15 protein-coding genes and 2 tRNA genes are annotated in these 16,245 nt (G+C 71.5%); 8 read left to right on the plus strand and 9 right to left on the minus strand.

Annotated elements, in window-relative coordinates; translation table 11 throughout:
- Window positions 1-7: 7 nt before the first annotated feature.
- Window positions 8-277, minus strand: coding sequence for a DUF2087 domain-containing protein (locus M1P99_RS06255; protein WP_304451719.1), 270 nt, complete (start codon window positions 275-277; stop codon window positions 8-10).
- A 15-nt stretch (window positions 278-292) separates the two neighbouring features.
- Entirely contained in the window at window positions 293-862 is a 570-nt protein-coding gene (locus M1P99_RS06260) for a TetR family transcriptional regulator (RefSeq protein WP_304451720.1), read from the minus strand.
- 126 nt (window positions 863-988) lie between these two features.
- Between M1P99_RS06260 and hisN the strand changes: the two genes are divergently transcribed.
- On the plus strand, window positions 989-1,795 hold the full coding sequence (hisN, locus tag M1P99_RS06265; protein ID WP_304451721.1) for a histidinol-phosphatase: 807 nt from the start codon (window positions 989-991) through the stop codon (window positions 1,793-1,795).
- Window positions 1,796-1,799: 4 nt separating this feature from the next.
- On the opposite strand, the gene M1P99_RS06270 is transcribed toward hisN, so the two are convergent.
- Window positions 1,800-3,023 (minus strand): sulfotransferase, encoded by a 1,224-nt coding sequence (locus M1P99_RS06270; RefSeq protein ID WP_304451722.1) that lies wholly within the window; start codon window positions 3,021-3,023, stop codon window positions 1,800-1,802.
- Between the two features lie 153 nt (window positions 3,024-3,176).
- Between M1P99_RS06270 and M1P99_RS06275 the strand changes: the two genes are divergently transcribed.
- The 4 genes from M1P99_RS06275 to M1P99_RS06290 all read left to right on the plus strand — a co-directional run bounded on the left by M1P99_RS06275 (window position 3,177) and on the right by M1P99_RS06290 (window position 6,823).
- Complete coding sequence (locus tag M1P99_RS06275; RefSeq protein ID WP_304451723.1) at window positions 3,177-3,695, plus strand: hypothetical protein; 519 nt, start codon at window positions 3,177-3,179, stop codon at window positions 3,693-3,695.
- A 148-nt stretch (window positions 3,696-3,843) separates the two neighbouring features.
- Window positions 3,844-5,055 (plus strand): ABC transporter permease, encoded by a 1,212-nt coding sequence (locus tag M1P99_RS06280; RefSeq protein ID WP_304451724.1) that lies wholly within the window; start codon window positions 3,844-3,846, stop codon window positions 5,053-5,055.
- Between the two features lie 8 nt (window positions 5,056-5,063).
- Complete coding sequence (locus tag M1P99_RS06285) at window positions 5,064-6,104, plus strand: peptidase M23 (protein WP_304451725.1); 1,041 nt, start codon at window positions 5,064-5,066, stop codon at window positions 6,102-6,104.
- The gene (locus tag M1P99_RS06290) at window positions 6,104-6,823 is read left to right on the plus strand and encodes an ABC transporter ATP-binding protein (protein ID WP_304451726.1); all 720 of its coding nucleotides are present in this window, start codon (window positions 6,104-6,106) and stop codon (window positions 6,821-6,823) included. The genes M1P99_RS06285 and M1P99_RS06290 overlap by 1 nt, the downstream gene beginning before the upstream one ends.
- Before the next feature lie 107 nt (window positions 6,824-6,930).
- Here M1P99_RS06290 and M1P99_RS06295 read toward each other — a convergent pair.
- From M1P99_RS06295 to M1P99_RS06305, 3 genes are all read right to left on the minus strand, one after another.
- Window positions 6,931-7,007 (minus strand) — tRNA-Met (locus M1P99_RS06295).
- A gap of 202 nt (window positions 7,008-7,209) precedes the next feature.
- Window positions 7,210-7,283: transfer RNA gene (locus M1P99_RS06300), tRNA-Met, on the minus strand.
- 123 nt (window positions 7,284-7,406) lie between these two features.
- Window positions 7,407-10,394 (minus strand): UPF0182 family protein, encoded by a 2,988-nt coding sequence (locus tag M1P99_RS06305; RefSeq protein ID WP_304451727.1) that lies wholly within the window; start codon window positions 10,392-10,394, stop codon window positions 7,407-7,409.
- A gap of 263 nt (window positions 10,395-10,657) precedes the next feature.
- Between M1P99_RS06305 and M1P99_RS06310 the strand changes: the two genes are divergently transcribed.
- Window positions 10,658-11,176, plus strand: a complete 519-nt coding sequence (locus M1P99_RS06310) for a PPA1309 family protein (protein WP_304451728.1) — start codon at window positions 10,658-10,660, stop codon at window positions 11,174-11,176.
- Between the two features lie 2 nt (window positions 11,177-11,178).
- Here the strand turns inward: M1P99_RS06310 and M1P99_RS06315 are convergent, their stop codons facing one another.
- The 3 genes from M1P99_RS06315 to M1P99_RS06325 form a co-directional block, all read right to left on the minus strand.
- Entirely contained in the window at window positions 11,179-12,246 is a 1,068-nt protein-coding gene (locus M1P99_RS06315) for a PDZ domain-containing protein (RefSeq protein ID WP_304455593.1), read from the minus strand.
- A gap of 201 nt (window positions 12,247-12,447) precedes the next feature.
- The gene (locus tag M1P99_RS06320; protein WP_304451729.1) at window positions 12,448-12,894 is read right to left on the minus strand and encodes a molybdenum cofactor biosynthesis protein MoaE; all 447 of its coding nucleotides are present in this window, start codon (window positions 12,892-12,894) and stop codon (window positions 12,448-12,450) included.
- Between the two features lie 142 nt (window positions 12,895-13,036).
- Window positions 13,037-14,107 carry an NAD-dependent epimerase/dehydratase family protein gene (locus M1P99_RS06325; protein WP_304455594.1) on the minus strand — a complete coding sequence of 357 codons (1,071 nt, stop codon included), beginning with the start codon at window positions 14,105-14,107 and terminating at the stop codon, window positions 13,037-13,039.
- Between the two features lie 120 nt (window positions 14,108-14,227).
- Here M1P99_RS06325 and M1P99_RS06330 point away from each other — a divergent pair, with 120 nt between their 5' ends.
- Window positions 14,228-15,652 carry a zinc-dependent metalloprotease gene (locus M1P99_RS06330; protein WP_304451730.1) on the plus strand — a complete coding sequence of 475 codons (1,425 nt, stop codon included), beginning with the start codon at window positions 14,228-14,230 and terminating at the stop codon, window positions 15,650-15,652.
- The gene (locus M1P99_RS06335) at window positions 15,653-16,222 is read left to right on the plus strand and encodes an NUDIX hydrolase (RefSeq protein WP_304451731.1); all 570 of its coding nucleotides are present in this window, start codon (window positions 15,653-15,655) and stop codon (window positions 16,220-16,222) included. It abuts the gene before it with no gap.
- Window positions 16,223-16,245 lie beyond the last annotated feature (23 nt).

Here is a 16,245-nt window from a genome sequence, read left to right on the forward strand (position 1 = left end):
CTGAGGCTCAGAGGTCGACGGTGCCGCCGCAGCGCCAGTAGCGGGTGCGGTCGTGTTCCAGGAAGCCCTCGTCGAGCAGCCCGCGGCGCAGGACCGCCAGGTCGGAGCTGAACCGCGACAGGACCCGGTTCAGCTCCGGCTCGGTGTAGCGGACGCCGGGGTCCAGGGCGCGGGCGACGTGGTCGAGGACGACGAGGCGGTCGGAGCGCCGGACCGGGATCTGCGTGATCCGCCCCTCCGGCAGGTACGCGCGCACCACGCGCTCGTGTTCGTCCACCGCGTCCTCCTCTCGTCAGCCGGTGCGCAGCATCCCGTGCACCACGGTCTCGACCCGTTGCGCGGCCTGGTCCGGGTCGATGGGCTGCAGCGCGTAGGAGACGGTGAGGCGCACCGAGACGTCGGCGACCGCGTCGGCGACCTGGGCGTCCACCCCGGGGCAGCGTTCCTCCAGCATCACGGCGATGCGCTCGCCGACCACGTCGATCAGCGGCGCGGACCTGGTGGTGAGCACGGGCAGCAGGTCGCGGTCGCCGGTGACGACCGCGTGCAGCAGGGGGTTGTCACGGGCGGCCAGGAGGATGAGGCGGGTGGACCGGCTGACGGCGTGCGCCGGGTCGGCCCCCTCGGCGGCGAGCAGGCCGACGACGTCGTCCAGGAGCGCGTTGACCTCGCGCACCACGATCGCCTGGAGGAGGCCCTCCTTGCTGCCGAACACGTTGTAGAGGGTCTGCCTGGACACCTGGGCGGCCGACGCGATGTCGGCCATCCGCCGCTCGGCCCAGGCCCCGGCGACGACCTCGGCGTAGGCGGCGTCCATCAGCCGTTCCCGGGCCGTCCCGCGGTTCGCGCTCACCGTCTCCATGCCCCCATCCTCCCATCCTGGACGATGTCCGGATTCGTGTGCGCAGCGTCCTCGGGAACTCACATTCTGATCACGGGAGGCGCCGCTTTGGCCATGTTCGTGCCCGGGACGGTACCGTTACCGGCCATGGCCTCCTTTGACGATGATCTGCGGCTGGCACACGTGCTCGCCGACGCTGCCGACGACATCGCGATCAAGCGCTTCCGCGCGCTGGATCTGGTGGTCGACACCAAGCCCGACCTGACCCCGGTGACCGAGGCCGACCGGCTGGTCGAGGAGACGCTGCGGGGCGTACTCTCCCGCGCCCGCCCGCGGGACGCGGTCATCGGCGAGGAGTACGGCCGCACCGGCAACAGCAACCGGGTGTGGGTCATCGATCCCATCGACGGCACCAAGAACTACGTGCGCGGCGTCCCGGTATGGGCCACGCTGATCGCCCTGCTGGAGGGCGACCGCCCGGTCGTGGGCGTGGTGTCCGCGCCCGCCCTGCACCGCCGGTGGTGGGCGTCCCAGGGCGGCGGCGCCTGGCAGGGCCGCAGCCTGTCCAAGGCCTCGCGCTGCCAGGTGTCGAAGGTGTCCACGCTCTCGGACGCCTCGCTGAGCTACTCGTCGCTGACGGGCTGGGAGGACCAGGGCAGGCTGGACTCGTTCCTGGGCCTGACCCGTTCGGTGTGGCGCACCCGCGCCTACGGCGACTTCTGGTCGCACGTGATGGTCGCGGAAGGGGTCGTGGACATCTCGGCCGAGCCGGAGCTGTCGCTGTGGGACGCCGCGCCGCTGCCGATCATCCTGGAGGAGGCCGGCGGCCGGGCCACCAACCTGCGCGGCGAGGGCTTCGAGGACGGCGGCCCGCTGGTGTGCAGCAACGGCTCCCTGCACGACCAGGCGCTGACCTGGCTGAACGGTGGACCGACGCCCTTGCGCCGGGCCTGAGCGGTCAGCCGCCGAAGGCCGCGAGCACACGTTCCGGTGTGAGGCCGTAGCGGTCGTTGGAGTACCTGTGCGGTGAGGGGCGGCGGTCCCGCCGGGTGTAGTCGGTGGTCCGCCGACGGCTGAGGTCGTCGAACTCCTCCCCCAGGCCCGTCCACACCCGTTCGGCGACCCCGACCGGGTCCGCGGTCAGCTCGTCGTAGGGCAGGTCGACGAAGGTCCCGGGCGCGCTCTCCGCACGGACCCGCTCGGCCCGCGCCATGCTCCGCGCCCAGATCTCCAGCCACTCCTCACCGATCCAGTGCGGGTCGACCCGGCTCAGGTGCAGTGCCATACCCGCCTCCACCAGGCTCCCCCACGACGCCGTCGCACGGACCGGGTCGCGGTCGGTGAGCACGACGGTGGCGTCGGGGAAGACCTTGAGCAGCGCGTCCAGGCTGCCCAGGTGCAGCGGCGACTTGAGCACCCACCGGGGGGCGGCGGCCCGTGCCGACGCGGAGCGTCCCGCGGCGGCCGCGCTCGCCTGCATCGCCTGCAGTACGGCCTTGAGGAACGCGTAGTCCGGGGCGGTGTCCCGATCCTCCAGCCAGGCGCGGTACTCGGGGACGGGGATGCGCACGTGGTGGGCCATGCTGTGCGGCAGCAGGAACACGCACTCCTCTGGTTCGAGCGGGTGCATGGGATGGATCGACTGCCAGCGCGGCGCCATGGCGTCCAGGAAGCGGATCGCCGACCTCGCGGAGGCGAGCCTCTCGCGCGTGCCGAGCACGCGCTCGCCCTCCCGGCCGCTGGGCGGGACGGGGTTGAGCAGCTCCCACAGCGCGGGCGCGCGGGTGTGGGCGTGCTGGGCGAGCAGTCCGTGCGCGAAGGTCGTGCCGGTCCTGGGCAGGCCGGTGATGAAGACCGGGCGGTCCACGACCTGGTCGGCGACCTCGGGCCGGGCGTCGAACAGGTGCAGCAGGCGCAGACGCGTCTCCAGCCGCCGCTCCACCTCGTTCTGGACGGACAGGCGGCCGAGGGAGGTGATCCCGGGCGCGCTCAGCCAGGCATCGCTCAGGAAGCGCATCTCGGACCGGAACTCCCGGTCCGCCGGCCAGGGCAGTCCGCTGCGGTGGGCCGCCGCGCGCTCGGCGGCCTCGAACGCGCGCGCGGGGTCTCGGAAGCGGGATCTCGTCGCGGGTGCCAACAGGGTGTTGACCGGAGCGACCCACCAGGCCGGGCGTGCGTTCACGAAAAACCCTTCGTTGACGGACATCCGGCGCCAACGTACCGGAATCCGACACCGCGGAACAGGCGGAGGGGCGGCGCCTGTGGACCACCGCACCACCACCCGGCCAACACGTTCCGCATGTGGATCATCACTCAAAGTAGTAATGTGGAGTCCGTGCTGACACCGACTCCCCTTCGAGCCGTGCTCTGCGGCGCCCTCGTGCTGCTGGTCGGCGGCTGCGCCACCGGCCACGGCCACACGCCCGAGGAGCTGAGCGAGATGATCGCCGACACCGTGCGGGCCACCACCGGATCTCCCGCCCTCGGGGTACCCGACACCGCCTTCGACCCGGCCAGGTTCCTGTGCGATCCCGCCGTGGACTCCCCCGCGGCCGGCAGTTGGCGCACCGAGGCCCCGCGCGGGGAGGCCGACCCGGACGATGCGGTCGAACTCGGGCTGCTGCCGGGCTCGGACGCCGGGACGCGTCCCGAGGCCGGCACCGTGGCCGCCACCGTCGTCGGGCCCGACGGCGGTTCCGCCACCGCCGAGGCCGACCTCGTCGCCGACGAGTGGACCCGCCTCGCCTACCCGGACGACTTCGGCGCCGACTCCGCCCCGGGCGTGCACACGGTCGTGTGGACCGACGCAGAGACCGGCACGCCGCTGGCCTGCGACGGCTTCACCCTCCCGTGATCACACGAAAAGCGGCGCAAGAAAACCCTTCCTCCGGGTGAACCGGAACCACGTCCCCCGGCGATGGAACTGATGAAACCCCGCCTCTGGCGGGACGTCCGGCGCCGCCTCTCGGCGCCGGTTCTCAGACATCACGGGAAGGGGCCGAATGCTGCGCTCCCTCACAGCCGGGATCGTGCTGGCCTTCGCCGGAACACGCGCCAACGTCGCCCGCACCATCCTGTCCTGCGCGGGCATCGTCGTCGGTGTCGGCGCACTGGTCCTGGTGGTCACCGCCGGGGACTTCGGCCAGCGGTTCGCGGTCGCCTACGGGGAGGCCAACGTCGGACTCCCCGCCACACTCCACGTGAGCGTGTGGTCGCCGATCAACGACCGGGAGGCCTTCGAGGAGGACCTGCGCCGCGCGGGCGGCCAGGACGTCTCCCTCCACCAGTGGCCCGCCCAGCCCCCGGTCATCCGCTCCGGCGACACCGTCCTGCCGGACGTGGAGTTCCTCGGCGTGGACGTCGCGATGGGCGACATCCGGCGGATGACCATGACGGAGGGCCGCTGGTTCACCGACGCCGACACCGAGTCCCTCGCCCCGGTCCTCGTCGTCAACGAGGAGCTGGCCGACGCGCTGGGCGACGTCACCGAGGTGCAGATCGGCACCGGGCAGTGGCTGGACGCGCGCGTGGTCGGTGTCGTGGAGAGCACCGTCCTGGACTTCTCCTGGCGGAGCGCGTACCTGCTGCGCTCCCCCGCCACCGAGGGCATGCTCTTCAGTTCCTCGGACACCGAGACGATGTACCAGGTACGCATCGATCCGGAGGACCCCGCCGCCCAGGACCCCACGGGCATGGAGTTCACCGAGCGGATGGCCTCGGCCTCCTGGCGCTGGAGCACCGACGACCAGGCGTCCGTGGACGCCTGGCGCATGGACGAGACGGAGATGCTGCAGAGCGCCGTGCGCTACCTGTCCTGGGGGCTGGCGGGCATCGCCGTCATCACCCTCACCACCGGCCTGCTCGGCGTCCTGAACGTCGGGCTCGTCACCGTGCGCGAACGCCGCCGCGAACTCGCCACCTACCGCGCCCTGGGCGCCGGCCGCCTCACCCTGTTCGTGGCCGTGGTCATGGAGTCGGTCGTGGTGTCGCTGGTGGCCGGCGTCATCGCGGTCCTGGGCTGCTGGGCCCTGGTCCTGCTGGCCGGACGGGTCGTGGAGGGCCTGGTGTCGCTGCCGGCCGGGGTCACGCTGGGCATGCCGGCGTCGGCCGTCCTCGTCGGGCTCGGCAGCGCGGCGTGCGTCGGAATGCTGGCCGGGATCATCCCCGCGATACGGGCGCTGCGCGCCTCCGTCGTCGCCGGGCTGCGGGAATAGGAGAACGTGTGAAGAAGTGGATCATCACCGGAGTGGCGCTGGTCGCCCTCGCTGGAATCGTCGCCGCCGGATTCTTCCTGTTGCCGCGCCTGCTCGGCGGCGTCCCGGGCGGGGACATGGACGTCGATCAGGGCGCCCTCGACGTGGGCGGTGTCCCCGTCGAGGTGGAGATGGGCTCCGTCGACTCCCTCATGGTGCTGGACGCCACCGTGCGCGCCGAGCCGGGCGAGGACGTCGTGGCCCGCAACGGGGGCACGGTCACCCGCGTGTGGGTGAGCGACGGCTCCCTCGTGGACAGCGGCGCCCCGGTCCTCAACGTGGCGGTGCCGGACGCGGCCGCCGGAGGCGGTGAGGACGGTGAGGGGTCCGGCACGCGCGAGGTCAGCCTCTACGCACCGGCGGAGGGCCGGGTGTCCGGGCTGGAGGACCTGCGGGTCGGCGACGTCCTGGAGCCCGGAGCGGTGGCGGCCAACGTCGCCCCGGACGAGTTCCTGGCCGTGGCCTCGGTGCCGGCCAACGACCTCTACCGCTTCTACGAGGACCCGCACGACATCATGCTCGAGATCACCGAGGGGCCGCCCGCGGCGGAGTGCGAGTTCCTGTCCCTGGGCGCCGCGGAGGGCGGCGCGAGCGGCGGCGAGGGCGCGGGTGCGGGCGAGGAGGGCGGTGGCGGCGGTGGCGGCTCCACCGAGCTGTCCTGCCGCGTCCCCTCGGACCTGCGGGTCTTCGAGGGCGTCACCGGCAAGATGTCGATCGCCACCGGCGGCGCGGAGAACGTCCTGGTCATTCCGGTGACCGCGGTGCGCGGCACGAGCGAGAGCGGCGAGGTGATCGTGGTCGCCTCCGACGGCGGCGAGGAGGTCCGGGAGGTCGAACTGGGCGTCTCCGACGGCAGCTCGGTCGAGGTCGTCTCCGGGCTGAGCGTGGGCGACCAGGTGCTCGACCCGATCCCGCTCGACCCCCGCTTCGACGTGCCCGGCGCGGTGGCGCCCGGGGACGAGTCCGTGGAGGAGGAGTTCATGGAACTCGAAGGCGAGGTGGTGGAGTAGTGGCCGCCCCCGTCGGGGTCCCCGCCCCCGTGCCCGCGCCGCCGGGACGCGAGCCGCTGCTGCGGGTGGAGCACCTCACCCGGCACTTCACGGTGTCCGGAGCACGGATCGACGTCCTGCACGACTGCACGTTCCAGGTGGCGCGCGGCGAGGTCGTGGCCATCGTCGGCCAGTCCGGTTCCGGCAAGTCCACCCTGCTGAACCTGCTCGGGCTGCTCGACCGGCCCAGCGGCGGTACCTACGTGTTCGACGGCGTGGACACCACCCGGCTGGGCGAGGGGCGCCGCTCCCGGCTCAGGGGCGAGGGCGTCGGGTTCGTGTTCCAGCAGTTCCACCTGTTGGAGCGGCGCACGGCGCTCGCGAACGTGTGCGTGCCCATGGTGCTGGCCGGTGTGCCCCTGCTGACCCGCCGCTCCCGCGCGCGCTCTCTGCTGGAGGCCGTGGGGCTGGGGCACCGGCTGCACTCGCAGCCGCACCAGCTCTCCGGCGGTGAGCAGCAGCGTGTGGCGTTGGCGCGTGCCCTGAGCCGCGAGCCCGCGCTCATCCTCGCCGACGAGCCCACGGGCGCTCTGGACGCCGCCAGCAGCACGATGATCATGGACCAGCTCCTGGAGCAGGCCCGCATGCGCGACGCGGCGGTCGTCGTGGTGACCCACGACCCCAAGGTCGCCGAACGGGCCGACCACGTCGTGGAACTGGTCGAGGGCCGCACCCTCTGATCGCGGGGCGGGCCGGGAACACCCGGTCCGCCCTTGTCCGCCATTCACCGATCGGAAATGGCGCACAACGAAAAACACCGGGTGGATTTCTCCACCCGGTGTTTCCTTGGTAGCGGGGACAGGATTTGAACCTGCGACCTCTGGGTTATGAGCCCAGCGAGCTACCGAACTGCTCCACCCCGCGTCGTGATCCCTATTCTAGGGCCTTTCGCCCTCGGTGGCAAATCGCTTTTCCGAAGAAAACGATTCCGGGATCCACCGGCGATCCGACCTTTCGGCCTGATCTTCACCCAGTCTAGCAGGGGCTCAACCCCCTTGAGACCGTCCCGCCGCCGAAGCGCCGGGAAAAGCACCGGACCCGGGATTTCTCCCGGGTCCGTTCTTCGTAGCGGGGACAGGATTTGAACCTGCGACCTCTGGGTTATGAGCCCAGCGAGCTACCGAACTGCTCCACCCCGCGTCGTTGTGTTCTCAGAGTAGCGTGCCTGCGCGCGGAACCCAAATCGGCGCCGGGAGACCTGGCGCACGCGAACGGGGCGGGACCCGAAGGCCCCGCCCCGCCGTCTGGACGACCGTGTCGCCGCTACTCGTTCATCGACTCCTCGATGGCCTCGAGGGCCTCGCGCAGGCGCTCGTCGGCCTCGTCCTGCGACTCCTGAGCGTCCTCCCAGGCCTCCACGGCCTCGTTGAGGGCGTCGGTGAGGTCCTGGTTCGGGGACTCCTCTCCGGAGTCCTCCTCGGCCGGCTCCTCCTCCGCGGGCTCCTCGCCGCCCTCGTCCAGCGGCGCCTCACCCTCCGCGAAGAGGTTGTTCAGGGCCTCCTGGAGGTTGCTGCCGATCGCGACCTCCTCACCGAAGCCGACCATCACCTGCTGCAGCAGCGGGAAGGAGGCGGCTCCGCCGCCACCCGCCTGCACGTACAGCGGCTCGACGTAGAGCAGGCCCTCCGCGAACGGCAGGGTGAGCAGGTTGCCCCGGGTCACCTCGGCGTTGGACTGCTCCAGCGGAAGCAGGACCTCTCGGACGTCGGCGTCGGCGTCGAAGGCGTTCTGCACCTGCCCCGGACCGAAGATCACCGTGCTGCGCGGCAGTTCCAGCAGCCGGAGCTGTCCGTAGTCGTCGGAGTTCGGGTTGCTGTCCACCGCCATGAACGCGGCGATGTTCTCACGGCCGCGCGGGACGAAGGTGCTCGTCAGCGAGAAGTTCGGGTCCTCCTCGCCCGGGTACCGGATGGTCTGCCGGTAGGGCGGTTCGGGCCGGTCGGTCTCGTTGGTGGGGTCGGTCGGCACGGACCAGAAGTCCTGGCCGCCGTAGTAGGACGAGGCGTCCGTCACGTGGTACTCGCGCATGATCTCGCGCTGCACCTTGAACAGGTCGTCCGGGTAGCGGACGTGGTCGAGCAGTTCGTCGCTCATCTCGTCCCGGCTCGTCATGATGCCCGGGAACGCGCCCATCCACGTCTTGAGGACGGGGTCCTCCTCGTCCCACGCGTACAGGGTCACGGTGCCGTCGTGGGCGTCGACGGTCGCCTTCACCGAGTTGCGGATGTAGTTGACCTCGTTGCCGGGCAGCGTGCCGACCTGCTGCACCGTGCCGTCGGTGAAGGTGTCGGTCACCGCCTGGGTGAAGTCGATCCGGTTGGCGTACGGGTAGCCGTCGGACGTGGTGTAGGCGTCCACGATCCACACGACCTTGCCGTCGACCACGGCCGGGTACGGGCTGCTGTCGGTGGTGAGGAACGGGGCGACCTTCTCGACGCGCTCCACCGGATCGCGCTCGTAGATGATCCGCGAGTCGCTGGAGATCGCGCTGTTGAGCAGGATGTTCGGTTCCTGGTACTTGATGGCGTACAGGACCCGGTCGAAGAAGCTGCTCAGCTGGACGCCGCCGTCACCCGCGTAGTTGTTGTAGGCCTGCGAGGTGCTCTGGTCCGCGTCCTCCTCGCCGCCCTCGGCCGGCGACTCCTCGGCGGCCGGGGACTCCTCCGCGGCGGGGGACTCCCCGTCCTCGGAGTCGGCCGGGGCCCGCGCCTCGTCGGCGGAGGGGCTGGGCGAGGCGTCCACCGCGTCGTCCAGGGTGGGCACGTCCTCGGTGTCCTCCTCGGCGTCGAGGGGGTAGTCGTACTCCTCCTCGGCCTCGACGATGACGTAGTCGGCGCCCTCGCGGCCGTAGTAGATCCGCGGCTCGTACTCGCCCACGACGTCGCTCAGCTCGCCGCGCGGCGGGATGTTGTACTCGGTGAAGACCGGGCGGCCCTCGGCGTCGATCAGGTTGCCCGCGGCGGCCACCATGCCGTAGCCGTGCGTGTAGATCAGGTGCCGGTTGAGCCAGTTGTCCTGGTCGTCCGGAGGACCGTCGAGCTCGCGGACGGCCACGATCGTGTCGATGAGGTTGCCGTTCTCGTCCGGGTAGCGGTCGACCTCCAGCACGTCCGGGAACTGGTAGAAGCCACGGACCTGCTGCATCTGCTGGAAGGTCTGCGACACGACCGAGGGGTCGGCCAGACGGACGCTGGGGATGTCGTCGGCGGCCGCCGACAGCTCCTGCGGAGTCAGCTCCGTGGTGGCGTCGTAGGTCTCGACCTCGGCGTCGGCGATGTCGTACGCGTCGCGCGTGAACTCGATGTTGCGCTCGATGTACGGGCTCTCCAGGCGCTGCTCGTTCGGGCCGACCTGGAAGCGCTGGACGATCTCCGGGTAGGCCACGCCCACCAGCACCGCGGACAGCACCAGCAGTCCGAGGCTGGCCATGGGGACCATGGTGTTCTTGAAGTAGATGTTGGCGAAGAACAGCAGCGCGCAGATCACGGAGATGACCGTGAGGATCACCAGGGCGGTCGACACCGCGTTCACGTCGGTGTAGGAGGCACCGAACGTGTAGCCGCGTTCGGAGAAGACCAGACCGTAGCGGTCGAGCCAGTATGATCCGGCGCGCAGCAGCACGAAGACGCCCAGCAGCACCGACAGGTGCACCCGGGCGGCGGGCGTGGCGCGCTGGCCGGAGTCGTTCTGCAGGCGGACACCGCCGTACAGGTAGTGCACGATCACCGCGGCGATGAACGCCAGGATCACGGCGGCGTAGATGTAGCCGAGGAGGATCCGCAGGAACGGGTAGACGAACGCGAAGAAGGCGACGTCCATCCCGAACTCGGGGTCGGCCGTACCGAAGTCGGTCGCGTTGACGAACTGCAGGTAGGAGCGCCAGTCACCGCCGGCGGCGGCGCCGGCCAGCAGGGCCAGGGCACCGACCGCGATCCAGAAGAACAGCTTGCGGTGGGGGTCGATGGACTGCCGGTAGCGGTCCAGCCCCTGCTGCTCCAGGCTCATGGGGCGCACACCGGGCCGGGCCCGGTAGGCGAAGAAGATGCTGGCGCCGACGATGATGGCCATGACCAGGGCCGCGACGGCGAACAGCAGGACTCGGGTCCACAGCTGGGTCAGGAAGACCGTGGAGAACCCGACGGCGCTGAACCACTTGTAGTCGGTCCAGAAATTCGCGGCGAACATCAGTGCCGCGATAATGACGACCACGGTCGCCGCGACTGGCGCGAGCAACCTTGATCGGCGAGGCATACGCGCAGGTGGTGCGCCGGGCGATCGGAAGCTCACGCCTCCCCCTCGTTCTGGCTTGGTAGGTGCGTTCGGTGCGCGTGGGGCGCCTTCATCACTGAGAACTTATGCGGTGGCCGCCGGGTTCCCGAAATCACCCCGCACCCGGTGACAAGGCGGCATCGGTGGTGTATCAGAGGCGCATCCATCAGTCGGCTGACCATGTCTGCGACCCTACTGTCCGGGAACCGGAGCGGCGAGGTTCCCGCATGGGTCACTATGGAAACGTGTCGAACATTCGCGAAGCCGTCATGGACCTCGAACGCCACGCAGCCGAGCAGGGCTGGGACCGGCCACTGGGGCTGTACGCCCTGGTGCCCACCGCCGACCTGTTGAAGGCGGAGCCGGCGCTGGCGAACCTGCTGGGGATCGACTCCCCCACCGACCCGGGCGAACTGACCCCGGTCGAGCAGGACCCGCTGCCCCAGGACGTCCCGCTGGAGGAGGCGCTCGGGCGCATCCTGTGGCCGGAGGGCGTGGCCGGGTGCGCCCTGGTGATGGAACGCCTGGCGGTGAAGGGCTCCGACGAGACCCTCGCCGCAGGCGAGGACCCCGCCGCCTCCGGTCGCGAGACCGAGGAGATCCGCATGGTGGCGGGCGTGATGCGGGACGGGTCGCGGCACTGCGCGATGCGCATGCGCAGCCACGACTCCGAGTCCGAGGTGCTCAACGGCGCCGATCTGATCCCGGCGCTGACCTCCGCGCTCGCCCTGACGCTGGACCTGGACGACGCGCCCGGGTCCTGAGCTCACTCCTGGCAGCGGGGGAGCTCGCCCTCTCCGGTGCGGATGGTCTCCAGTGCGCCGACCGCGTCGGTGAGGGTCTCCACCCGCACCACCTCGAGGTCGTCGTAGGCGTCCGACTCGAAGACCTGGGAACAGCTCTCGGCGGCGACGAGGAAGTAGTCGGCCCCGTCCCGCCGGGCGCTCACCATCTTCTGCGGGATGCCGCTGATCCCGCCGACCTGGCCGGCGGAGGTGATGGTGCCCGAACCGGCGATGTTCGCGCCGCCGGTGAGGCTCTCCTCGGTGAGGCGGTCCATGATGCCGAGGGAGAACATCATGCCCGCGCTGGGTCCGCCGATGTCGCCGACGGAGATCTCCACGTCGAGCGGGAAGTCCATGTCGTCGCCGATGAGCACGCCGACGGCGGCGCCGTTCTCGCCCCGACGGGTCTCCAGCTCCACGTCGACGGTCTCGCCGTCGCGGTCCAGTGTGAGCTCCACCGGTGCGCCCGGCTCGCGCGAGCTCACCCACTCCACGACCGCGGCGCTGCCCACGAGTTCCTCGGGGTCGTCGCCGGAGGAGCTGGTGGGAACGGTGCGGCCGTCGACCGCGACGATGACGTCGCCCGCCTCCACGACACCGTGGGCGGGCATGTCCTCGACGGTGTCCGCGACCTGCGGGACGGCGTCGAAGTCGATACCGAGCTGACTGAGCGCGGCGGCCGTCGCGTCGGTCTGCGAGTCGTTCATCTGCACAGTCTGGCGCTCGCTGACCTCCTCCGGCGACCGGCCGGCCGGGAACAGCAGCTCCTCGGGCAGGACCGCCTGCGTGGGCGAGAGCCAGGCGGTGACCAGGGTGAAGAAGTTGAGCCGGTGGTCGGGTCCGCCCGCGTACTGGACGGTGACCATGGAGAGGGTTCCCTCGTCGTGCTCGTAACTGTCGGCGCCCTCGACGGAGATGACCGGTTCGCCGCGCAGCTCCCCGACCGTGTTGACCGTGACGCCGGGCGCGGCCACCAGGTAGGGCAGGGGAAGCAGCAGGCCAGCGGCCCCGATCCCCACCAGGAGGACGAGCGCGACAACGAGGGTCATGACACGACGAACCATGAACCACACCTTATGGTGCTCGCTTGTGTTCGGGGCGCTTCACGCCGGGCCTTCGTCGTCGCTACTGCCTGGCTCGCAAGCTCGCCGGCGGCAGAGACTCCTCCTGCAGGCCCGACGCGTCCTGGAGGGCCTGGAGGTGCGCTCCCGAGGAACGAGGGAGCGCACCGGAAGGCGCGAAGGGCGCGTCTAAGGGGCGCCCGACACCCCGACCCATTCGTCGGCGCCGTCCTCGAAGGACTGGTGCTTCCAGATGGGCACCTGGGCCTTGAGGTCGTCGATGAGGCGGCGGCAGGCCTCGAAGGCCTCCTGCCGGTGCGCGGCCGCGGCCGCCACGACCACCGCCCTGTCACCGATCTCCAGCCGACCGACGCGGTGCACCGCGGCCATGCGCAGGACCGGGCGGCCGGGGGCGGAGGTGTCGCTCAGCACCTTCTCCATGATGACGCGCAGCTGCGCCTCCACGGTGGGGTGCGCCGAGTAGGCGAGTCCGGCCACGTCACGGCCGTGGTCGTGGTCGCGCACGGTCCCGATGAACACGGCGGTGCCGCCCGCGCGCTCGTCGGTCACGGCGTCGAGGACCTCGTCCACGGACAGCGGGGTCTCGCGTACGGCTGCAATGGTGATCTCTTCCACACACCGACCGTATCAACCTGGGGTTCCTCCGGGCGAGAGCGGAGGTGCACGTTCCGTCGCACATGCGGCGCCCGTCGGCGCCCCGACCGCCGGGACCCGGAGGGGGTCGCGGGCGGGCTCATGGGCCCGCCGACGGCCCGGTTCAGCCGCCCTTGCGCCGGCGCAGGTGGCGGATGGCGGCGGCGGTGCCGATGGCGGCCGCCGCGGCACCGGCCGCGCCCGCGGCGGTGATGGTGACCTCCTTGCGGCCGAGGCTGCGTCCCACGAGCGCGTGTTTGCCGCTCTTGGAGGCCATCAGCACCTCCAGGGCCTCCCCGTTGCGGTAGTCCGGCTTCCACCCGGCGGCGCGCAGGGCCTCACAGTCCACCACGCAGGGGTAGACGAGGAACTTCAGCTCACCCTCGGCGGCCGGGGTGATGCGGGCCTGGTGGAGGCGGCGGATCGCCCCGAAGGCCAGGTTGGCGGGGACCTCGAAGTGCTTCATCCCGGTGACGGCCTCGACCTCCTCCTGGGTCAGCGAGCCCTCGCTGGCGACCGCGAGGGCGCCGTCGGGGCCGTCGACCCCGTGCAGCGCGCAGTAGGCGAGCGCGCTGGCGAGGTCGTCCTCGTGGCAGAACTGCCAGTGCTGCCGGTGGCCCTTGACGGTGAGCAGGCGCGGGGCCGAGAAGTGGCGGCTGAACAGGGTGTCGAGCTCCGGGCCCACCAGCGGCGCGGGGCGCACGACGGTCACCGCGAGGCTGGGGTGGGCGCGGCGGGCGCGTTCGGCCAGTGCCTCGACCTCGGCGAAGTCCCCCATCAGGCCCACGCTGTTGTCGGACACGCGCGGGGCGCTCTCCGGCAGGGGGACGGGTGAGTCCGGCGCCGCGCCGTAGACCATCGTGCTCGTGACCAGGATGACGCGGGGGATTCCCGAGGCCGCCGCGGCGGTCAGGACGGTCTGGGCCGCCCGGATGTTGTGCGCGCGCCGGTCGGCCGGACGCGTGTCCGGCGAGCGGTCGTCGGCGGTGTGCACGAGGACGTCCACCCCGCCGAGCCGGGAGACCAGGCCCGGGTCGCACACGTCGGCGATCCGCCACGTGACGCCGCGCAGGTCGGCGAACTCGTCGTCGATCGCCACGATCTCCCGCGGGGCCGTGGAACCATCCGGAGTGGCCAGGCGTTGCACGAGGAGCCGACCCACTCCGGAGGCGGCACCGGTGACCGCCACGACCACGCCGCCTCCACCGGAGGGGCTGTGCTCTGGGCGAACCTGGCTGCTTTCGGTATTCACTCCGGGCGACTCCCAGCTAACGTGACAGTGGAGACCAAACCTAATCCTGCCTGAGGTCTGATTGTGAGCGACCTGCCTTTCGGTTTCAGCATGCCGAACGATCCCGATGACGAGTCCGGACGCCGTTCTGGCGACTCCGGCTCGGGTGCCGGCAGCGGCCGCCCGGGTGGGGGAGACTCCGGAATGCCGGACGGCTTCCCGTTCGGCGACCCGCAGCAGATGGCCAACATGCTGCGCCAGTTCGCCGACATGATGTCGACGCAACCGAGCCCCGGCGGCAGCGGCGGCGCGTCGCCGTCCTCCACGTCCGGGATCAACTGGGACATGGCCAAGAACATCGCGCGGCACACGGTGTCCCAGCACGGTGACCCGAGTATCCCGCCCCACGACTACGCCAAGGTCGAGGAAGCGCTCCGCCTCGCCGACCTGTGGCTCGACCAGGCTACCGACCTGCCGTCGGGCGTCCACACCGCGCAGGCCTGGAGCCGGTCGGAGTGGATCGAGAAGACGATCGACTCCTGGGCGCAGCTGTGCGACCCGCTGACGTCCAAGACGGTCCAGGCCATGGGGCAGAACCTCCCCGAGGAGATGCAGTCCGTGGCCGGTCCGCTGCTGGGCATGGTCCAGCAGATGGGCGGCATGATGGTCGGCCAGCAGGCCGGGCAGGCCATCGGCGAACTGGCCCGCGAGGTGACCGGTACCACCGACATCGGCCTGCCGCTGGCCGGCGAGGGCAACGCGGCCCTGCTGCCGCCGGGCGTGGCCCGGTTCAGCGAGGGCCTGGAGATCCCCGACGACGAGGTGCGCCTCTACCTCGCGGCCCGCGAGGCGGCCGTCCACCGTCTGTACTCGCACGTGCCGTGGCTGCGCTCGCACGTCTCCCGGCTCGTGGAGGAGTACGCCGCCGGGATGTCGTTCGACGTCAGCGGCCTGGAGGACAAGCTCGGGGAGATCGATCTCACCAATCCCGAGGCGCTCCAGGAGGCGCTCTCCGGCGGCGTGGGCGGCGAGAGCCTGTTCCAGCCGGAGGACACCCCGCAGCAGAAGGCCGCCCTGGGCCGGTTGGAGACCGCCCTGGCCCTGATCGAGGGCTGGGTCGCCACCGTGGTGACCGCCGCGGTGACCGACAGGCTGCCGCAGGCCAACGCACTGGCCGAGACCACCCGGCGGCGCCGGGCCACCGGCGGACCGGCCGAGCACACCTTCGCGGCGCTGGTCGGGCTGGAGCTGCGGCCGCGCCGCCTGCGCGAGGCCTCGGCGCTGTGGAGCGCGCTGGAGCGCGAGCGCGGGATCGAGGGACGCGACGCCGTGTGGCAGCACCCCGACCTGATGCCGACCGGCGCGGATCTGGACGACCCGGAGGCCTTCGTCAGGGGCGGGGAGTTCGGCGGCGCCGACTTCGACATCTCGACGCTGACCGACGACAAGCCCGATGACAAGCCCGCCGACGGCGGGGAGACGGGCACGGACCGCGGAGAGGACGCCTGAGTGTCGCTGCACGCCGACGCCCGGGCGGTGCTGGGCGCGTGGACCGCGCCCGACGCCCGGCAGGAGCGGCTGCGCCGGTCCTACCTCGCCCATCTGGACGAGCACGAGGACGCGATGTGGCGGACCTGCCGCCCCGGCCACGTGACGGCCAGCTCCGCCGTCATCTCCGCGGACGGCTCACGGGTGGCGCTCACCCTGCACCGCACCCTCGGAATGTGGCTGCAGACCGGGGGGCACTGCGAGGCCGACGACACGAGCCTGGCGGCCGCGGCCCTGCGCGAGGCGAAGGAGGAGACCGGGATCCGCGGTTTGGAGCTGCTCCCGGACCCGGTGTCGCTGGACAGTCACGCCGTGCCGTGCGGTGGCGGGAGCGTCCACTTCGACGTGCGGTACGCGGTGCTGGCCCCGGCCGACGCCGTCCTGGTCCGCGACCCCGACGAGTCCACCGACCTCGGCTGGTTCCCGGTGAACGCGGTGCCGGACCCGTCCGACGACGCATGCCGTGACCTGGTCCGCGAGGCCGCGGCCGCAGTGGCCTCCCACCGGGCCCGCGCGGGTCGGGGCCGGTAGCCGGGCTCCGTCCGCCGATCGCG

This window comes from Nocardiopsis sp. YSL2 (assembly GCF_030555055.1).
Lineage (GTDB): Bacteria > Actinomycetota > Actinomycetes > Streptosporangiales > Streptosporangiaceae > Nocardiopsis.